This is a genomic window from Shinella yambaruensis, from assembly GCF_050859155.1.
GTDB classification, from domain to species: Bacteria; Pseudomonadota; Alphaproteobacteria; order Rhizobiales; family Rhizobiaceae; genus Shinella; species Shinella yambaruensis.
Map to the genome: position 1 here is coordinate 214169 of NZ_CP150641.1, position 17846 is coordinate 232014.

The 17846-nt window shown below is 67.3% G+C and carries 15 protein-coding genes; 8 read left to right on the plus strand and 7 right to left on the minus strand.

What is annotated here, in order from left to right; genetic code table 11:
* Positions 1 to 6 precede the first annotated feature (6 nt).
* From WMC41_RS28810 to WMC41_RS28820, 3 genes are all read right to left on the minus strand, one after another.
* Positions 7 to 792, minus strand: coding sequence for a glycoside hydrolase family 16 protein (locus WMC41_RS28810; RefSeq protein ID WP_432349659.1), 786 nt, complete (start codon positions 790 to 792; stop codon positions 7 to 9).
* A gap of 5 nt (positions 793 to 797) precedes the next feature.
* Positions 798 to 1940: an acyltransferase family protein gene (locus tag WMC41_RS28815; protein WP_432349660.1), complete on the minus strand. Its 1143-nt coding sequence runs from the start codon at positions 1938 to 1940 to the stop codon at positions 798 to 800.
* Between the two features lie 353 nt (positions 1941 to 2293).
* A complete protein-coding gene (locus WMC41_RS28820; protein ID WP_432349661.1) occupies positions 2294 to 3766 on the minus strand; it encodes a lipopolysaccharide biosynthesis protein in 1473 nt (490 codons plus the stop codon).
* Positions 3767 to 3888: 122 nt separating this feature from the next.
* Here WMC41_RS28820 and WMC41_RS28825 point away from each other — a divergent pair, with 122 nt between their 5' ends.
* Positions 3889 to 4848, plus strand: a complete 960-nt coding sequence (locus WMC41_RS28825) for a glycosyltransferase family 2 protein (RefSeq protein WP_432349662.1) — start codon at positions 3889 to 3891, stop codon at positions 4846 to 4848.
* A 63-nt stretch (positions 4849 to 4911) separates the two neighbouring features.
* Complete coding sequence (locus tag WMC41_RS28830) at positions 4912 to 5859, plus strand: polysaccharide pyruvyl transferase family protein (protein WP_432349663.1); 948 nt, start codon at positions 4912 to 4914, stop codon at positions 5857 to 5859.
* A gap of 24 nt (positions 5860 to 5883) precedes the next feature.
* Here WMC41_RS28830 and WMC41_RS28835 read toward each other — a convergent pair whose 3' ends face one another.
* Together WMC41_RS28835 and WMC41_RS28840 are read right to left on the minus strand one after the other, a co-directional pair.
* Entirely contained in the window at positions 5884 to 6879 is a 996-nt protein-coding gene (locus WMC41_RS28835; RefSeq protein WP_432349664.1) for a glycosyltransferase family 2 protein, read from the minus strand.
* A 102-nt stretch (positions 6880 to 6981) separates the two neighbouring features.
* A complete protein-coding gene (locus WMC41_RS28840; RefSeq protein WP_432349665.1) occupies positions 6982 to 7299 on the minus strand; it encodes an exopolysaccharide production repressor protein in 318 nt (105 codons plus the stop codon).
* A 688-nt stretch (positions 7300 to 7987) separates the two neighbouring features.
* On the opposite strand from WMC41_RS28840, the gene WMC41_RS28845 reads away from it, so the two are divergent.
* The 4 genes from WMC41_RS28845 (at position 7988) to WMC41_RS28860 (ending at position 12303) form a co-directional block, all read left to right on the plus strand.
* The gene (locus tag WMC41_RS28845) at positions 7988 to 8665 is read left to right on the plus strand and encodes a sugar transferase (RefSeq protein ID WP_244768901.1); all 678 of its coding nucleotides are present in this window, start codon (positions 7988 to 7990) and stop codon (positions 8663 to 8665) included.
* A 104-nt stretch (positions 8666 to 8769) separates the two neighbouring features.
* Positions 8770 to 9993: a polysaccharide biosynthesis/export family protein gene (locus WMC41_RS28850; protein ID WP_432349832.1), complete on the plus strand. Its 1224-nt coding sequence runs from the start codon at positions 8770 to 8772 to the stop codon at positions 9991 to 9993.
* A gap of 7 nt (positions 9994 to 10000) precedes the next feature.
* Complete coding sequence (locus WMC41_RS28855; RefSeq protein ID WP_432349666.1) at positions 10001 to 11275, plus strand: O-antigen ligase family protein; 1275 nt, start codon at positions 10001 to 10003, stop codon at positions 11273 to 11275.
* On the plus strand, positions 11272 to 12303 hold the full coding sequence (locus WMC41_RS28860; protein ID WP_432349667.1) for an acyltransferase family protein: 1032 nt from the start codon (positions 11272 to 11274) through the stop codon (positions 12301 to 12303). The genes WMC41_RS28855 and WMC41_RS28860 overlap by 4 nt, the downstream gene beginning before the upstream one ends.
* A gap of 217 nt (positions 12304 to 12520) precedes the next feature.
* On the opposite strand, the gene WMC41_RS28865 is transcribed toward WMC41_RS28860, so the two are convergent.
* Complete coding sequence (locus WMC41_RS28865; RefSeq protein ID WP_432349668.1) at positions 12521 to 14638, minus strand: two-component system sensor histidine kinase NtrB; 2118 nt, start codon at positions 14636 to 14638, stop codon at positions 12521 to 12523.
* Positions 14635 to 15375 (minus strand): response regulator, encoded by a 741-nt coding sequence (locus tag WMC41_RS28870; protein ID WP_272808933.1) that lies wholly within the window; start codon positions 15373 to 15375, stop codon positions 14635 to 14637. The genes WMC41_RS28865 and WMC41_RS28870 overlap by 4 nt, the downstream gene beginning before the upstream one ends.
* A 233-nt stretch (positions 15376 to 15608) precedes the next feature.
* On the opposite strand from WMC41_RS28870, the gene WMC41_RS28875 reads away from it, so the two are divergent.
* Entirely contained in the window at positions 15609 to 16631 is a 1023-nt protein-coding gene (locus tag WMC41_RS28875) for an ABC transporter substrate-binding protein (protein WP_432349669.1), read from the plus strand.
* A gap of 118 nt (positions 16632 to 16749) precedes the next feature.
* Positions 16750 to 17778, plus strand: coding sequence for an ABC transporter substrate-binding protein (locus tag WMC41_RS28880; RefSeq protein ID WP_432349670.1), 1029 nt, complete (start codon positions 16750 to 16752; stop codon positions 17776 to 17778).
* Positions 17779 to 17846: the final 68 nt, after the last annotated feature.

Below are 17846 nucleotides of genomic sequence, written 5' to 3' on the forward strand. Positions count from 1 at the left end.
TCCCGGTCAGTTCAGCAGGCAGGCGACGGAGCCCGCGAAGGGGCAGGCATCGCCCTCGGCGGTGAAGGCGACGCGCTCCACCTCGAGCCGCGTCGGGCCGGCAAAGGCGAAGCGGCCCATCCAGCCGGTCAGCGTGTCGCTGCCCCACAGCGAGAGGAACACCTTCTGGGCGTTTACCGGCAGCGCCGCCGGATCGGTCACCTCGTGCACGAGGGCGCCGTTCACGTAGTAGCGCAGCCGGTCCTTCTGCCAGACGAAGGCATAGTCGTTGAAGCCGGCATCCGCCGGGCCGGGGAGCGGCACCAGCTTCTCGTTGCCGCCCTTGCCGGCGACATACTGGTTGAGCTGGACGCGCGACGTGTCCTTGCCGAGCACCTCGAAATCGATCTCGTCGTGCTGTTTCTTGTCGGCCGGGCCGATATAGGTGAAGAAGGCCGAGTTGAGGCCGGAGCCGGTCGCCGTCTTCATGCGCACCTCATAGGTGCCGTAGCCGTAGCGCTTGCGCGTCTGCACCTCGCCGCAGGCATAATCACGCTCGCCGGCCGGCGCGGCATCGAAGGAGAGCAGCAGCTTGCCGTCGCTGACTGCGACCTGGTCCTTCGACCAGGTGCAGTTCTGATGCGCGCCGTTGTTCCAGCCGTCCGAGACGTACCAGAAGCCCGTGTCGAGCGTATCGAACTCCTCGACGAAGGAGGTGCCGCTTGCGCCCTCCTGGGCGGCAAGGGGGCCGGCTGCGGCGAGCACCGCAAGAAGGGCGCCGGCCCGAAGGGCGTTTTTCAAGGAAGCGGTCATTCCGGTTACCTCCGTTGGACGATGGAACCGCTCGGCTCCATCGGCGGATGCTGGCGCTGGCCCGTGGGCGCGCGCGGGCCGCCCAGCCGGCGGCCGGTGAGGATGGCGTGCAGCGACGGCGTGAAACGCCGCGCCGCAGCATGGCTGACAACGAGGTTGACGAGCGCGAGGAGAGGGCTTGCGACATAGAAGAGCGGGTAGTCGCCCGCGCTGCCGAGGCGGTTCCAGACCATCCAGAACAGGACGAGCAGCGGATAGTGCGCGCAGAAGATCCAGAAGCTGAGGCCGCCGAGCTTCGCCAGTGCCGCGCCCGGCGCCGTGCGCACCAGAAGCGCGGAAAGCGCCCAGGCGCCGAAGATGCCGGCGATCGCCGTCAGGCTGCGCAGCATGTCCAGCCAGGCCGGGAATTGCGGGCCGAAGGCGAAGAGGACGAGCGACAGCGCCACCGCCATGGTGAGCACCGCGAGGACGAGCGGCACGGCGAAGCGGTCGAGGCGGCGGATGTCGAAACGGTGCAGCGCGGCGCAGACGCCGAAGCTGAAGCCGAACAGGATCGACTTCTTCAGGAAGATGCCGTTCGGCAGCGGCAGCACCGCATAGGCCAGCATCAGCGCGAGCACGGTGCGCGGATAGCGCAGCACGGCGATGGCGATGAGCGGCGAGAGGAGAAGGCAGAGGAGGAGGTCGCGCAGGAAATAGAGCGGGATGTTGACCGGCCAGGCCTCGATGGCGAAGGAAAGGTTCATCCATTCGCGCGGCGTGGCGTTCAGGACGTCCGGCAGGTAGCCGAAGCCGATGCCGCGCGACTGCGCCGCCAGCACGAGGAGAAGGAAGGCCGTGTTCCACAGGAGGAACGGCACGAGGATCGTCGAGGCCTTGGTGCGGAGCGTCCTGCGATAGTCGAACCCCGCAAACCCGCGCTGGAAGAGCAGGTAGCCGGAAATCGCGCTGAGGCAGGGAACGCCGATCCGAAACAGGCTGTCGCCGAGGAAGACGCGCAGCCAGTCGAAGCCGCCGAACTGCCCGGCATAGGGGCTGGTCGCGGGATCATAGGGCACATGCACGAGGATGATGCCGCTGATCAGCACGATGCGCATCAGGTTGATGCGCTGTGAAACGGTCGCGTCGATATCCACGGTGTCCGTCACCCCTCTGGTGTGCCGCTCCCCCAAGCGGCCGTTCAAACAAGAGCAGACTCGAGCCTACGAAGCGGAGTCTGGGTGACGGGACGGAAAAAAATATGGCAGCGCAACAAAATCGCGTGAATGGAAGGTTGCATTGCAGCATAACGACAGGTTCGGCGCGGCGGGCGGAAGGGGAATTCGGGGCGCCGTCCGGCAAGACCAAGCGCCGGGGCATCAATTCTTTGAAGCCTATTCGAATATACTGATCTGCCTGCAATTATGGGGTGCAGCGACCTGTGAAGTTTTTTTCGGGAACCATGCGTGACCGGCCCGGTGCCGGCGCGATTGTGGCCGGACGGGGCCGAAATGCGGCGGCCTCAGGGCAAGACGGGCGATGCCTTGGGCCGGCGCGCGAGCTCGATGAGCTTGCGCAGCAGCGGGCGCTCCGTCAGGAGGACCAGCACGCCGTAGAGGATGCCGCCGAGCGCGATGCCGGCGGCAAGCTGCAGGGTGGCGGGCAGCCGCGGGGCGAGGACGTGGTCGAGGGCGTAGCGCACGGCAAGCGCCATCAGCGCGGCCATCAGCATCGGCCGCACCGCGCGCAGGAAGCCGGAGAGGAACGGCGTGCCGTCGGCGCTGAACACCAGCCTGGAATAACCGACCAGCACGAGCGCGTTGACGATGCAGAGCGCCGTCATCGCCGCGACCAGCGTGCCCTCATAGGCGCCATAGGCGACGGCGGCGGTGGTGACGACGGCGCGGCCGACCGCCCAGCGGAAGAGCGCGCCGCCATGGCCGGCGCCCTTCAGATAGGGGATGAAGGTGCTGCAGGGCGTCAGGATGCCCTTCGACAGCGCGAGCAGGCCGAGCACCGGCCAGGCGGCCGCCCATTGCGGGCCGAACAGCAGGAACATCGCGGGTTCGGCGAGCGCCCACAGGCCGAACATCATCGGTGCGAGCAAGAGGGTCGTCACCTGCGTGCTGAGCATCAGCGCCTGCGAGCGGCGTTCGCGATCATGCATCATCGCGCTGAAGGCGGGAAACAGCACGCCCATGACGGCGGACAGCACCACCTGGTTGGGAATACTGGAAAAGCGGTTCGCCGCGGAATAGGCCCCGGCCTCCGCCAGTCCCAGGAAGCGCGAGATGACGACCATCGGCGACTGGAAGGTGACGAAATTGGCGATCTCCGAGCCCATCAGCCCGAGGCTGAAGCGCGCGAGCCGCGTCACCTCCCCAAGACGGAAGCGAAGGCGCGGCAGGTAGCGCGAGACGAAGAACAGGCCGGCCAGCCGCACGACGCCCGCCACGAAGAGCTGGACGACCAGCGCGACGACGCCGAAGCCGGCGAGCGCCAGCGCGACCGCGGCGATCGCCGCCAGCGATTCGGACATCATGCTCCACAGCGCATCCTTGCTGAACTGCATGCGCCGGGCGACGAGGGCATAGGCGACGTCGCCGGCCAGCTGCAGCGGAACGAGCAGGCTCATCAGGCGGAGCAGCGGGGCGGCATCGGCCGCGCCGAGCCAACCGGCCAGCGGCTCGGCCCAGAAAAACAGCCCCGCCGCCATCAGGAAGGAGAGCGCCAGATTGGCCCAGAACACCGAGTGGATCGTCTCCTCGTCTTCCCGCGGTTCGAGGATGAGGGCCGAGGCGAGGCCCGCCCCGCCGATCATCGCCAGGAACTGCACGAGGGCCAGCGCAACGGCCACCGCGCCGAATTCCTCGGGCGAAAGCAGCCGGGCGAGAATGGGCACCGTGACAAATTTAAGCCCGAATGTGCTTGTCTTGGATAGGACGCTCCAGCCGACGTTTCGCGTCACCGACTTCGCGTTCACCTGCTGGGACATGGCGGATACCTGCTCGAAAAAGGAGCCCTGGCGACGACGAAATGCCTGCGCCGGAAACGGCCGCGCCCCCGTGGGAGGAGACCATGCGAAACTCTTTCTAGAGAAACCACAGGGACGAAAAGATGGCGAAGCTGACAGTTATCATCCCCTTCTACCAGAAGGAGCCGGGCATCCTGGGGCGTGCGCTCAGGTCTGTTTTTGCCCAGAATTTCAACGACTTCGACGTCATCGTCGTCGACGACGAATCGCCGTATCCGGCCGATGGCGACATCATCGCCCTTTCACCGGAAGACCAGGCGCGCGTGCGCATCCTGCGCCAGGAAAATGCCGGGCCGGGCGGGGCGCGCAACACCGGGCTCGACCATGTCGCGCGGGAAACCGAGCTCGTCGCCTTCCTCGATTCGGACGACACCTTCGCCCCCGGCCACCTTTCCCGCGCCCATGCGGCGATGACGCGGTTCGGGGCCGATTGCTACTTCGCCTCCATCACCGGGGGCGATGCCTTCTACTATCATTTCGGCGTCGCCGATCTTGCGGAAAGCGAGACCGTCGTGCGGCTCGAGGAGGATCCGCTCCTCATCGAGATTCCCGGCCTGACGCAGGTCATGCTGAAGAACTGGAGCTTCCTGCACCTTTCCTCAATGGTCATCGGCCGGCCGCTGATCGAGCGGGTGCGCTTCGATGCGGCGCTGCGGCTTGCCGCCGAGGACGTGCTGTTCTTCTGCGACTGCGTGATGGCGGCAAGGCGCGTCGTGCTCGGCGCTGAGGCGGGGGCCGTGCGCGGGGAGGGGGTCAATATCTTCCACGGCGTCGACAACGATTCCCCGCAGTTCCTGCGCCAGCAGTTCAACACCTGGCTGGCGCTCGACCGGCTGGAGACGCGCTTCACCGAGCGGCCGGCGGAGGTCGCCTCGCTGCGCGCCTACAAGCAGACGGCCCGGCGCCAGGCGCTCTGGGGCCAGGCGCGGCGCGTCAAGCGGCGCAAGCTGCCGCAGTTCGACATGCTTGCCCGCTGGGCATTGCGCGATCCGCGGCTGATCGCCAGCGCCTTCGCGCTCGCCGTCGGCAAGGTCTCCCGCTGAACCCTTTTCGCGCCGGGCGGGAACGCCCGGTCCCTTGCGCCCCGCTCTTCCAAGGAGGTGGACATGAAGCCCTATTACTGGGAATCGCAGCACGGCAATTTCGGCGACGACCTCAATCTCTGGCTCTGGGATTTCCTGCTGCCGGGCTTTCGCACCGTCCATCCCGACGTGCTGCTCGTCGGCGTCGGCACGGTGCTGAACAAGGCGCTGCTGCCCGAGGCGGGGCGAAAGCTCGTCGTCGGCAGCGGCTTCGGCTACGGCGTGCTGCCGGACATGCGGAATGAAAGCCTCTGGGACATCCGCTCAGTGCGCGGGCCGCTGACGGCGGGAAAGGTCGGCGTGCCGGAGACGCTGGGCATCGTCGACCCGGCGGTGCTGGTGGCCGACATGCCGGAATTTTCGAACCTGCCGAAGCGCCATGGCTGCAGCTTCGTGCCCCATTGGGAATCGGCGGTGGCGGGCCTCTGGCCGGCCGTCTGCGCCACGGCGGGCCTCAACTATATCGATCCGCGCGGCGAGGCGAAGGCCGTGATCCGGGCGATCGCGCAGTCGGAGCGGATCGTCGCCGAATCCATGCACGGCGCCATTCTCGCCGACGCCTTCCGCGTGCCCTGGGTGGCCGTCAGCACGTCGGACAGCATCAACAGCTTCAAATGGCGCGACTGGGCGGCGACGGTCGGCGTGGAACACCGGCCCCGGCGCGTGCCGATCTCCAGCCGCGCCGAGGCCATCGTCAAGGGCGCCCGTTTCTGGGGTGTGGACTACGAGGGACGCCGTGTCGCGCGGCTGGAGCCCGGGCCGGCACAGGATGTCGCGGTGGCCGAGGCCGTCCGTGCGCCATCCGGCACGGGCCTTCGCCTCGCGGCCAAGCAGGTGCTCGCCGCCCCCTCGACGCTGGCGCTCTGGCAGGCGAGCCGCGCCGAACCGCAGCTCAGCGCCGATGCGCGCCTTGCCGCGCGCAAAGCGCAGCTTTACGACGTGCTGGAAGGCGTGCGGCGCGACTACCTGTAAGCCCCGCGATGCCGGCCGGTCCCGTCAGACCGGCTCGGCGGGCAGCAGGTAGCGCAGGCCCGCCTCGGCCGGGACCCGCGGGCGGAAGCGCCGGTAGGCGGCCTCCGCCTTGTCGCGCAGGATGCCGCCGGCAATGGCCGGCAGGGCGGCGGGGTTGCCGAAGGCGTAGGAGAGGGCCGCACCGGCGCCGTTCTCCCGCTTGCGGTCGAGAAAGTGGCGCAGGGCATGCCGGTTGCCGATCTGGCGGCAGTGCCGGCGCAGGACGGGGAGCGCCTCGGGGGGGATGCCGCCCGTCGCCAGGATGGCGCGTTCGGCGGCATGCAGCGCCGCCAGGTCCTCCGTGCGGTGCCGGCCGCTGAGCGAGTTCTCGCGCACCAAGGCGCCGTAGCCGCAGCTCTCGATCACCGTATAGCGCGCGCCGTTCGCCAGCGCCCGCACATAGAGCTCGTAGTCCTCGCCAAGCCGCATCTCCTCGCGGTAGCGCAGCCCGTGCGCATCGAGAAAGGCGCGGCGCATGACCGGCTTCAGGAAGCCCAGCTCGCCGCGCGGCGCGCCGCGGCGGGAGATGTTGCCGAGCACGAAGGCCTTGAGATCGAGCCGGCGCGGGCGCGGCGCGAACCGCGCCGGCTGGCGGAGCGGTTCGGCCTCGGCCATGAAGGCGATGTTGTCGGCGATGAAATCCCAGTCCGGGCAGGCGAGCATCTGGCGGAAACGGCCGGGGAAGAAGACGTCGTCCGCATCGAGAATGGCGATCAGCGGTGCGCGGGACACGGCGATCGCCCGGTTGCGGGCCGCCGAAGGCCCGCGGTTCCGGGTGAAGCCCAGGATCTCCAGCCGGCCGCTCGCATCGTTCGCGGCGGCGGCGGCCGCCATGGTACGGTCGTCCGACCCGTCGTCCACCACCACGACCTCGGCCACTTCCCGCTGCGCAAGGGCCGAGCCGACGGCCCGCCCGATCGTCTGCTCGGCATTCTTCGCGGCAATGATGACGCAGACCGTTTCTTCCCGGGCCATGAGCATACCCCCGTCACGCGTTGAACCATGGCGCGGGGCCTGCCCGCGCTGCAATGCAGCATGAAAGGGGAAAAGGGCACAAAAACGGCCCGCGCGAGGACGCGGCGATCAGGGTTTGGAGTGGCCGGGCTCGTTCATCGAAACGGGGACCTTGCTCTTCGCCGCATCCCGGGTCTTGTCGGTGTCCGGCGTGCCGGGGCCAATCCCCTGCCGGCGCTCCCGGGCCGCGCGCCAGACCAGGAAGAGGGTGGTGAGGAAATAGCCGATCTGGATGAGGACGGCGCAGAGGAACGTCTGGAGGGCGGTGGTGGCGAGCGAGCCGGTGGAAAGATAGGTCACCACGGCAAAGGCGACGAGCGCGATGGCCATGCTGAGGAAGAAGCGTGGCGCATAGGCCATGCTGTCCCGCCACTTTTTGTCCGGCACGCGTTTCATCGTTGGAATCCGCCTTCTCCTCGCAGGCTGTGGGGCACTATAGTGTGTTTCCACCGGTGCAATCAACGGCAAGAGCCGCGCAGGCGCCCGCATCGGCTCCACCCTAGCCCGGCGACCTTGCGCTTCCGTTAAACGCCGCAGCGCCCGATTCGTTGCCTTGTTCTTGCCTCAATCGGGACATGGTCCACGCCGCATGCGGGTTATCCCGCCGCCAGCCTATCCGCGGGGTTGCGAAGGAAGGGCGCGGCGGATCAAATTTTATTACCGATTCAACGCTTCTTCGCCGGAAACTGTGCGTTGCAAAATTAATATTGCGATGCAAAATAATTCGCGGTTTCCATGTATATTATCGCGAGTTTTGCAATCTGCCGCAGAGGATTCCGGGAATGAACCGTAATTCATCGGCTTGTGATTCATCAAAAGAAGTGATGATGAAACTTTCAAGGTAAAGCCGCAGAAGTGCCATGGCCTTGCCGCCGCGAAAAAGCTTGCCATTGAACCTGGATGAACATAACAGAACTTCAATTTAGCACATAAAGAATTTCTTAAATTCGAGTGCATCGCCCTTGTCCACGGCTTCACATTTCAAAAAACAAACTGTGACCACACAGTCCGCATTGGATGACGGGACGCGTCCGAGGGGACCGACCCTATCGCAAATCCAAGTGGAGCCATCTCTATGAAGTCCGCGACACGATCGGCCAGTTCGCCGTATTTCAGTTCGTTTGCAACCGGCGCGCCGCCGGTGGGGGGAATATCGAAACGAAGCTTCGACATCCTGGTGGCGCTCGGCGCCATCATCGTCATCAGCCCCATCTTCCTGATGATCATGGCGCTGGTGAAATTCTCCGACGGCGGCAGCGTCTTCTACGGCCATCGCCGCATCGGCTATAACGGCACGACCTTCCGCTGCCTGAAATTCCGCACCATGGCGGAAAACGGCGATGCCATCCTGCAGCAGTATCTGAAGGACAATCCGGCCGCCTATGAGGAGTGGCGCACCGCCCGCAAGCTGCAATACGATCCGCGGGTGACCCTCGTCGGCACCGTGCTGCGCAAGCTCAGCCTCGACGAGCTGCCGCAGCTCTTCAACATCCTGCGCGGCGAGATGAGCCTCGTCGGGCCGCGCCCGGTGGTCGAGGACGAGCTGGAGCTCTACGAGGCCTCCGCCATCTACTATCTCCAGACCCGCCCCGGCCTCACCGGTCTCTGGCAGGTCAGCGGGCGCAACGACGTGTCCTATGCGGCGCGCGTCGCCTTCGACACGCATTATGTCCGCAACTGGTCGCTGGTGAGCGATCTCATGATCGTTGCCCGCACCATCCCGGCCGTCTGCCTTTCGCGCGGCAGCTATTGATCCGGAAGACGCGCCCGCGGCCCCGGCTGCGGGACGCCCGGAAGACAGGGGTTTCCATGAAGACGAAGACACCGAACGCGGCGTTCGCCGCGGCCGCTTTTCCCATGAAGGCGCGCACGGCGCTCTGCCTCGCGCTTCTCCTCATCGCCGGCCCGGCAGGTGCACAGGTCGGCGAATACCGGCTCGGGGTGATGGACAAGCTGCGCATCCGCGTGGCGGAATGGCAGACCGCCGAGGGCGCGATCCGCGACTGGAGCGCCGTCAGCGGCGACTACAGCGTCGGGGCGGACGGGGTGGTTTCCGTGCCCTTCCTCGGCCCGCTGCCGGCGGACGGCCGCACCACCGGCGAGCTTGCCGAGGAGATCGGCCAGAAGATGCAGGTCCTCTTCGGCCTGCGCGACCGCCCGTCCGCCTCGGTGGAGATCGCCGAATACCGGCCGGTCTATCTTGCCGGCGAGGTACAGACGCCGGGTGCCTATCCCTATGCGCCGGGTCTGACGGTGCTGAAGGCCGTCAGCTTCGGCGGCGGCCTGCGCCGCGCCGATGCCGGCCAGCGCTTCACGCGGGATTTCCTGCGCTCCGAAGGCGAGGCGGCCGTCTTCCTTGCCGAGCGCAACCGCCTGCTGGTCCGTCGCGCGCGCATCCACGCGGAGATGAACAACGCCAAGGGCATCGCCATGCCGAAGGAGCTCGGCGATACCGAGGAGGCGCGCGCGCTGATGGAGAGCGAGAAGGCGCTGATGGTCTCGCGGGAGAAGCGCCTGCGCCTGCAATTGACGGCGCTCGCCGATCTGAAATCCCTGCTCGGCACCGAGATCGACGCCCTCGCCAAGAAATCGCAGACCCAGACGCGCCAGCTCGAACTCGTCCAGGCCGATCTCGACAAGGTCGACACGCTCGCCGAAAAGGGCCTTGCGATCAGCTCCCGGCGGCTGGCGCTGGAGCAGCGCACGGCCGACCTGCAGGCCGCCCTGCTCGACATCGACACCGCCTCGCTGAAGGCCAAGCAGGACATCAACAAGGCCACGCAGGACGAGACCAACCTCACGAACGACTGGGACGCGCAGCTTGCCCAGGAATTGCAGAATACCGAGCAGGAGCTCGACACGCTGGCCCTGAAGCTCGGCACGAGCCGCAGCCTGATGTCGGAGGCGCTGATGCAATCGGCCGATGCGGCCGCCTTCAAGGACGGGCTCTCCTCCGCCAACATCGCCTATTCGATCCTGCGCACGGTGAAGGGCAAGGTCGAAGAGATCGCCGCCACCGAGACGACGCCGGTCCTGCCGGGCGATGTCGTCAAGGTGGGGCTGAGCCTGAAGACGCAGTGAGCCGGCCATGCGGATCGCCAAGGCAAGCCTGATCGACCCCGGGTCCAACACGGCCTATGCCGCGACCGCCGTCGCGCTGTCCTTCTTCGTCTTCGCCTATTCCTTCCGCTTCGGCCAGGTGTCGATCCTTGCCTATTACGCGCTGTGGCTGCCGCTGGTCATCGTCGATTACCGGCGGGTGCTCGGCAATTATGCGCGCTACGGCTGGATCTTCGCCTTCGCCGTCTTCGCGTGCCTCTCCATCTTCTGGTCGCAGGCACCAGGCGTCACCGCCCGCGCGAGCGTGCAATACCTCTCCCATGTCGTCTGCGCGCTGATCGCCATGCGCGTCGTCGACACGCGCACGCTGGTGCGCGGCGGCCTTGCCGGCACGGCGCTTGTTTTGTGTTATTCGCTCGTCTTCGGCGTCTATCATCTCGACCCGCTCGACGGCACCTACAGCTTCGTCGGCGCCTTCGCCTCCAAGAACCAGCTCGGCTTCTACGCCTCGCTCGCCGTGCTCTTCGCCTTTGCCGCGCTCTTCCTCGGGGCCGAGCGCGGGGCGTGGAAGCTCGTCGCCCTCGTCTGCGTGGCCGTCGCGCTCTACTGCCTGAAAGCCTCGCAATCGGCGACCTCGGTGCTGACGACCGCCGCCGTCGCGGGCCTCTGCCTCGGGCTGAAGGCGCTGGAATGGCTGGCGCCGGCGCACCGCAAGATGCTGTTCCTCGTGCTTGCCGTCTTCGCCGTCCTCGTGCTCCTCGCCGGTGCCTATGGCGGGGGCTATGCGCTTGTGCTCGGCGCCTTCGGCAAGGATGCGACGCTGACGGGGCGCACCTATCTCTGGCAGCAGGGCATCGAGACGGCCGCGGCCGCGCCCGTCGTCGGCATCGGCTACCAGGCCTTCTGGGTGCAGGGTTTCGCCGAGGCCGAGCGGCTATGGGCCGCCTTCTTCATCGGCACCCGCTCGGGCTTCCATTTCCACAACACCTTCATCGCCGCGACGGTGGAGACCGGGCTGATCGGCTGCTTCTTGCTGTCGATGGTGCTGCTCGCCGCGCTCGCCGGCCATCTCCACCGGCTCCTCTCGGCAGCGCACGACCTGGAGGCGCTGGTCCTCTTCACCGTGGCGGCGCTGCTCGCGGTGCGCACCTTCGTCGAGATCGACATCCTCAACCCCTACCATGTCGGCTCGTTCCTGCTCTATTTCGCCGCCGGCAAGCTGGCCGATGCCCGCCGCGCCCGAAGAGGGCAGCCGATCTATCGCGTCCGGCTGCCGCCGCGCGCCGAAGATATCCGCCCATGACGGAAGAGACTCGGCCGGCGACGCTCTATGGCATCCAGTACCTGCGGGCGCTCGCCGCGCTTGCAGTCGTCCTCTTCCATGCCGGCGAACGCAGCGGCCATCCGCTGGCGATCGGCGCGGCGGGTGTTGACGTCTTCTTCGTCATCAGCGGCTTCATCATGTGGGTGATCGTCGCGCGGCGCCCGGTCTCGCCCGGCCGCTTCCTTGCCGAGCGCCTGCGCCGCATCGTGCCCGTCTACTGGCTGGCGACCGGCGTCATGGCGGCCGGCGCGCTGCTCGGCCTCTTCCCCAATCTCGTGCTGACGGTGCCGCACCTCCTCGCCTCGCTGTTCTTCGTGCCCTCCCGTTCGCCGAGCAGCGGGGAGGTCTGGCCGGTTCTCGTTCAGGGCTGGACGCTCAATTACGAACTCTTCTTCTACGCCGTCTTCGCCGCCTGCCTGTTGCTGCCTGCGCGCATGAGGCTTGCCGCCGTCGCCGCGATCTTCCTCGCCCTTGTGGCGCTCGGCCTCGCGGTGACGAGCGAGAACCCGCTCTTCGTCACCTATACCCGGCCGATCATCCTGGAATTCGTGGCGGGCATGCTGATCGGCCGGCTGTGGCTCGCCGGGCGGGTGCGCGGCCGGGGGCTCGGCCTTGCGCTCGTCGTCCTGTCGCTCGCCGGCTTCGCCGTGATCGGCCTCCTGCGGCTGCCCTTCGACGAATGGACCTGCGGCCCGCTCGCGGCCATGCTCGTCTACGGCACCGCGGCGCTGGAGCGGGAAGGCGGCGTGCCGCACCTGCGGCTTCCCGCGCTCCTCGGCAATGCCTCCTATTCGATCTATCTCTGGCACACCTTCGCCATCTCGGTCGTGGCGAAGGCGGGAACGATGCTCGGCCTGGCGCCGGCGCTCGTCTTTATCGCCTCCGTCCTCGCCGGCCTCCTTGCCGGCCTTGCCGGCTACCTGCTCATCGAGCGCCCGCTGCTGCGCGGGTTTTCCGGAAAGCGCCGCCCGGACGTCGCCCGCAAGGCAGTCGCCGCCGAGGGATAACGCATCCGTCCATGCTTCCCTCTGCCTGCCGGCACCTGCTTCTGAAAGGAAACCGTTGCCCCATCCCCTTCTCCCCGCGGGGGAGAAGGGGAAGGAGGCAATGCCGAATTCCACATGCCATTGTCTTGCTCTCAGGGGGAGAAGGTCGGACGCTCGTATTTCAGGCGCAGGGGATACCGCGGATTACGCGCCCGGCACGGGGGTTGGGGAGGGGACTTCACGCCGGGCGATTGCCCTCCGGCCCGAGCGGTGGAAAGGTGAGTTCCACCACCGTGCCCCGTCCCGGTGCCGAGAGGATGCGGGCGTCGCCGCCGCTCTGGCGCACGAAGCCGTAGACCACGGCGAGGCCGAGGCCGGCGCCGCCTTCCTCGTCGCGCGTGGTGAAATAGGGCTCGAAGGCCTTGTCGGCGGCTTCCGGCGACATGCCGATGCCCTCGTCGGCCACCGACACCACGACACCCGCCCCGCCGCCGAGGCAGCGGATGAGGATCGTCCCGCCCGACGGCATGGCGGCTGCGGCATTGAGGCAGAGGTTGAGGATGGATTGCTCGAACAGCGCCGCGTCGAGCAGCACCGCCGGCAGGCCTTCGGCAATGTCGAAGACGAGCCGGCACTTCTCGCCGACGGCGATCTCCAGCACGTCCGCCATGCCGCGCAGCAGCGCGCCGATCTCCACCGCGCCGGGATGGATCGGCTGCTGGCTGCCGATGGAAAGCATGCTGCCGGCCAGCGACCGGCCCCGGTCAGCGGCCTTGCGGATGCGGGCGAGATGCCGCTTCTGCCGGTCGTTGAAGCCGGTCTCGCGCTCCAGGAGACCGAGGCTGCCGGTGATGATGCCGATCATGTTGCCGACCTCGTGGCTCACCTGGTGCGTCATGCGCATGATGCCGTCGAGGCGCTGGATCTTGGCCGCCTCCGCCTCCTGCCGGTCGATATCGGTGACGTCGCGCGCAAGCAGCACGATGCCGCCGTCCGGCTGGCGCGACAGCGAGACCTCCGTCACCCGCCCCGCCGCGGAGCGATGGCGCAGCACGGAGCGATCCTCGAGCGCGCCCGCCTCGCTTTCGGCCGGCAGCAACATCGGGTCGATCTCGGGGATCGGGGCGACGAATTTGCGCACCGGCAGTTTGCGCGCCGAGCCCGACCAGCCGACGAGCTCGATGACGCGGCGGTTCATGGTGATCGGCTTGCCGCGCGGATCGAACAGCGCGATGCCCTCGTTCATGGTGCGGAAGGTGGAGCGGATGGTGCGCGCGGCGGCCTCGGCGGTGCGCCGCAGCCGCGAGACGCGCTCGACGCTCTCGCGGAAGGCGCGGAAGGCCTCCAGCAGCCGCACCAGCTCGGTTTCCGTGCCGTCATAGCGCGGGGCATCGACGTCCTTGCGCCCTTCCGCCAGCGCGTTCATGCCGTTCGACAGCGCGACGATGCCGCGCGAGACGCGCATGACGGAGCGGATGGAGAAGATCGCCATGACGAGCACGAGCAGCGCGGCGAAGGCGACGATGACGAGCAGGCGGCTCAGCGCATCGGAGGTCGAGACGAGATCGTCGTTGAGGCCGCGGGCGACCGCCTCGCTCTGGGTCTCCGTGGCGTGCGAGAGATCGCGCGAGACGGAATGCAGCCGCGAGACGGCGGCGCGGATGGCGAACATTTCGAGGAGGTAGCGCGTCTGCGCCTCGAAAACGCGTTCATAGGGCGCGAATTCGGCGGCGGAAAACCCGTTTGGGGCGGCGCGCACAAGGCGCGGCGCGGTTTCGGCAACATAGCGGCGGCGCAGTTCCCCGAGCTGGAACAGGCTGTCGGAATTGGAGGCCGACTGCACGATGGCGTTCAGCCGCCGGCGGAAATCGGTGTCGGCGATGCCGCTGCCCGTGGCGATCTCGCCGAGCGCGGCGGCGGCCTCGGCCTTGTGCTGCTGGGCGCTGTCCGCATCGCCCGCAAGCATCATGGTCTGCGTGCGGATCGTCTCCAGCAGCTCGACGATACGGGTGCTGGCAAGGCCCTTCACGGCCGCGGCCCCGCTTTCCGGCGCCATGGTGCGCAGCAGCGCATCGACCTGCGCGACCACCGAACGGCTTTCGCTGGAGACCCGGTAGGGCGAGGTGGCGTTCATCAGGAAGGGGGCGCTGGAGACGAGGTCGGAAACCTGGCGCGAGACGAGCGAGGCCTTGGCGAGGCTCGAAAAGGCCTGCAGGCCGTAGCTCGCCATCTCCTCGCGCGCCCGCTGCAGGCCGTAAATGGCGATGGTCGACAGGCTGAAGACGAGCACGCAGATGAAGACGATCGCAAACGGCAGGCGGAAGGCGATCGAGGAGAGGAAGGGGCGGCTGATCACGGTGAAAGCTCGCCATCGTCTGTGTCGAGCACGTAGCCCTTGCCGCGCCGCGTCTTGATATGGCGCGGCAGGTCCGGGTTGCGCTCGATCTTGCGGCGCAGGCGCAGCACCAGCACGTCGACGTTACGGTCGATATAGCGATCGCTCTCCGCGCCGAGCCGGTCGAGGATATGCGCGCGGCTGACCGGGATGTTCGGCGTCTCGGCGAGGATTTCGAGCAGGGCGAATTCGGCGCCGGTCAGCGACTTTCCGGGATCGGTGCGGCAGACGGCACGGCGGTTCGCAAGGTCCACCGACCAGTCGCCGAGCTTCAGGGAGGCCGGTTCGTGCTCGCGCTCGCTGTCCCGCTCGGGCTTCAGCGAGGGGATCGTGCGGCGCAGCACGGCCTTGATGCGCGCCGTCAGCTCGATCGGCTCGAAGGGCTTGACGACATAGTCGTCCGCCGCCGTCTCCAGCCCCAGCACCCGGTCCGCGGCGCTGCCCGCCGCCGTCACCATGACGATGCCGATATTGGTCTGCGCGCGCAGGCGCTGGGCGAACACCCTGCCGGAAATACCGGGCAGGTTATGGTCGACGAGCACGAGATGCACGCTTTCGCGCGCCAGCACGCCCGCCGCCGCCTCCGCCGACGCCGCGGTCACCGGTATCCAGCCCTCCGCCTCCACCAGGTCGGAGATGAGCTCCGCCATGTCCGGATCGTCCTCGACGATCAGAATCCGTATCCTCTCGTTCAACACATGCCTTCCTCCCGCGCCCATCATAGTGAGGCCGGGATGATTGTTCAAAGCGGCTCGCATTATGCGGTCTTGTCACATTTGTAACCTTTGTCATCTTTGGGAGGGCTGGTCGGCCGGCGCTGTAAGAACGGTAACCATTCTTCGATTGCGGTGCGCGGCGGATGTGCCATCCTGAACGTGGAGATTGGGATGCCCGCCGTTGCAGGCGGCGCGTTCCGAATGGGAGGAACATCGTGAGAGGCATCAGCGCTTTCGGCGCGGGCGCGGCCCTGTGGCTGTGTGCCGCCACGGCCGGCATGACGGCCCCCTCGCTCACCGTCCTGTGCGGTGTGGACGAGGCGTGGTGCGCCGTCATGCAGAAGGCCTACGAGGCGAAGACGGGCCTCGAGATCGCGATGACGCGCCGGAGCACCGGCGACATCCTCAACCAGATCCGCGCGGAAAAGGCAGCGCCCACCGTCGACGTCTGGTGGGGCGGCACGGGCGACACGCATCTGCAGGCCGGCTCGGAAAACCTGCTCGAACCCTACCAGCCGGCGCACGAGCGCGACATGCTGCCCTGGGCGCAGAACTTCTTCGCCATGTCCGGCGGCCGCTCGGCCGGCATCTATGCCGGGGCGCTGGGCTTTGCCTACAATGCCGAGCTGCTGCGCGCGGCAAAGCTGCCGGCGCCGACCTGCTGGAAGGACCTGACGGACATCGCCTATCGCGGCCGCATCCAGAGCGGCAATCCGAACTCCTCGGGCACCGCGTTCACGACACTGGCGACGCTGGTGCAGCTCTTCGGCGAGGAGGAGGCTTTCCGCTATCTCGCCGCGCTCAACCGCAACATCGAGCGCTACACGTCATCGGGCTCCGCGCCCGTCAAGGCCGCGGCGCGCGGCGAGGTGCTGATCGGCATCTCCTTCATGCACGACGCCGTCACGCAGAAGGAGGCGGGCTCCCCACTCGTCATCGTCGCGCCCTGCGAGGGCACGGGCTACGAGATCGGCGCCGTCAGCATCGTCAAGGGCGCGCGCCATGTCGAGGAGGCGAAGCGCTTCGTCGATTTCGCGCTGAGCCCGGAGGGCCAGGCGACGGGCGCGGCCGCCGGCCAGAACCAGGTGCCTTCGAACGCCATGGCGGGCCTGCCGCTCGCCGCCCCCGATATCTCGCTGATCAAGATGGTGGATTACGACTTCGCCACCTTCGGCTCGCCGGAAGAACGAAGTCGGCTGCTCGAGCGGTTCGACGCGGTGGTCTCCGCGACGAACTGATCGAGGCCCGGAAATAACCCTATTCGACAATCGCGAACGCGCCGCCCGCGGGCAGCCCGATGGCCTCGCCGTGCCCGTTCGTGCCGCAGATCAAAACCAGGCAACAGGAGGATGCCCCATGAAGACCAGAACCCTTTCCCTCATGCTTTTCGCCGGAACGGCGCTTGCCGCCCTGCCGGCGCAGGCGGCCGGCGAACTCAACCTCATCTGCTCGGCCGACGTCGTCATCTGCGAGCAGATGAAGGGCGATTTCGAGAAGGCGCACAGCGACATCAAGGTGAACATGGTGCGCCTGTCCTCGGGCGAGACCTATGCCAAGGTGCGCGCCGAGGCCCGCAACCCGAAGACCGACATCTGGTGGGCCGGCACGGGCGACCCGCATCTCCAGGCCGCTTCGGAGAACCTGACGCTGGAATACAAGTCGCCCAAGCTCGACGAACTGAACGACTGGGCGAAGAAGCAGGCCGAAAGCGCGGGCTACAAGACGGTCGGCGTCTATGCCGGCGCGCTCGGCTGGGGCTACAACACCGAGATCTTCAAGTCGAAGGGCTTCAAGGAGCCGCTCTGCTGGGCCGATCTGCTGGCGCCGGAACTGAAGGGCGAGATCCAGATCGCCAATCCGAACTCGTCCGGCACCGCCTATACGGCGCTCGCCTCCCTCGTGCAGATCATGGGCGAGGACCCGGCCTTCGACTACCTGAAGAAGCTCAACGACAACATCTCGCAATACACCAAGTCCGGCTCGGCGCCCGTCAAGGCGGCGGCGCGCGGCGAGACGGCGCTCGGCATCGTCTTCGTGCATGACGCGGTGGCGCAGACGGCCGAAGGCTTCCCGGTCAAGTCGATCACGCCCTGCGAGGGCACCGGCTACGAGATCGGCTCCATGTCGATCATCAAGGGCGCGCGCAACCTCGACAATGCCAAGATCTGGTACGACTGGGCGCTGACCGCGGAGGTCCAGTCGCGCATGAAGGATGCGAAGTCCTTCCAGCTGCCGTCGAACAAGAACGCGGAAATCCCGAAGGAAGCGCCGCGCTTCGAGGACATCAAGCTGATCGACTACGATTTCGCGACCTATGGCGAGCCGGCCAAGCGCAAGGCGCTGCTGGAGCGCTGGGACCGCGAAGTCGGCGCGGCCGCCAACTGACGGCCCGATGGACGGCGCCCGTCTCCTCCGGGCGCCGTCTTCCCGAAACGACACACATAGCGAGGTCG

Bases quoted from the DNA above. Each gene is read 5' to 3' on its own strand.
- WMC41_RS28850 (WP_432349832.1), top strand. From the start codon at position 8,770: ATGAAGGCGCGCACGGCGCTCTGCCTCGCGCTTCTCCTCATCGCCGGC.
- WMC41_RS28830 (WP_432349663.1), top strand. From the start codon at position 4,912: ATGAAGCCCTATTACTGGGAATCGCAGCACGGCAATTTCGGCGACGAC.
- WMC41_RS28880 (WP_432349670.1), top strand. From the start codon at position 16,750: ATGAAGACCAGAACCCTTTCCCTCATGCTTTTCGCCGGAACGGCGCTT.
- WMC41_RS28825 (WP_432349662.1), top strand. From the start codon at position 3,889: ATGGCGAAGCTGACAGTTATCATCCCCTTCTACCAGAAGGAGCCGGGC.
- WMC41_RS28845 (WP_244768901.1), top strand. From the start codon at position 7,988: ATGAAGTCCGCGACACGATCGGCCAGTTCGCCGTATTTCAGTTCGTTT.
- WMC41_RS28835 (WP_432349664.1), bottom strand. From the start codon at position 6,879: ATGCTCATGGCCCGGGAAGAAACGGTCTGCGTCATCATTGCCGCGAAG.
- WMC41_RS28820 (WP_432349661.1), bottom strand. From the start codon at position 3,766: ATGTCCCAGCAGGTGAACGCGAAGTCGGTGACGCGAAACGTCGGCTGG.
- WMC41_RS28860 (WP_432349667.1), top strand. From the start codon at position 11,272: ATGACGGAAGAGACTCGGCCGGCGACGCTCTATGGCATCCAGTACCTG.
- WMC41_RS28855 (WP_432349666.1), top strand. From the start codon at position 10,001: ATGCGGATCGCCAAGGCAAGCCTGATCGACCCCGGGTCCAACACGGCC.
- WMC41_RS28810 (WP_432349659.1), bottom strand. From the start codon at position 792: ATGACCGCTTCCTTGAAAAACGCCCTTCGGGCCGGCGCCCTTCTTGCG.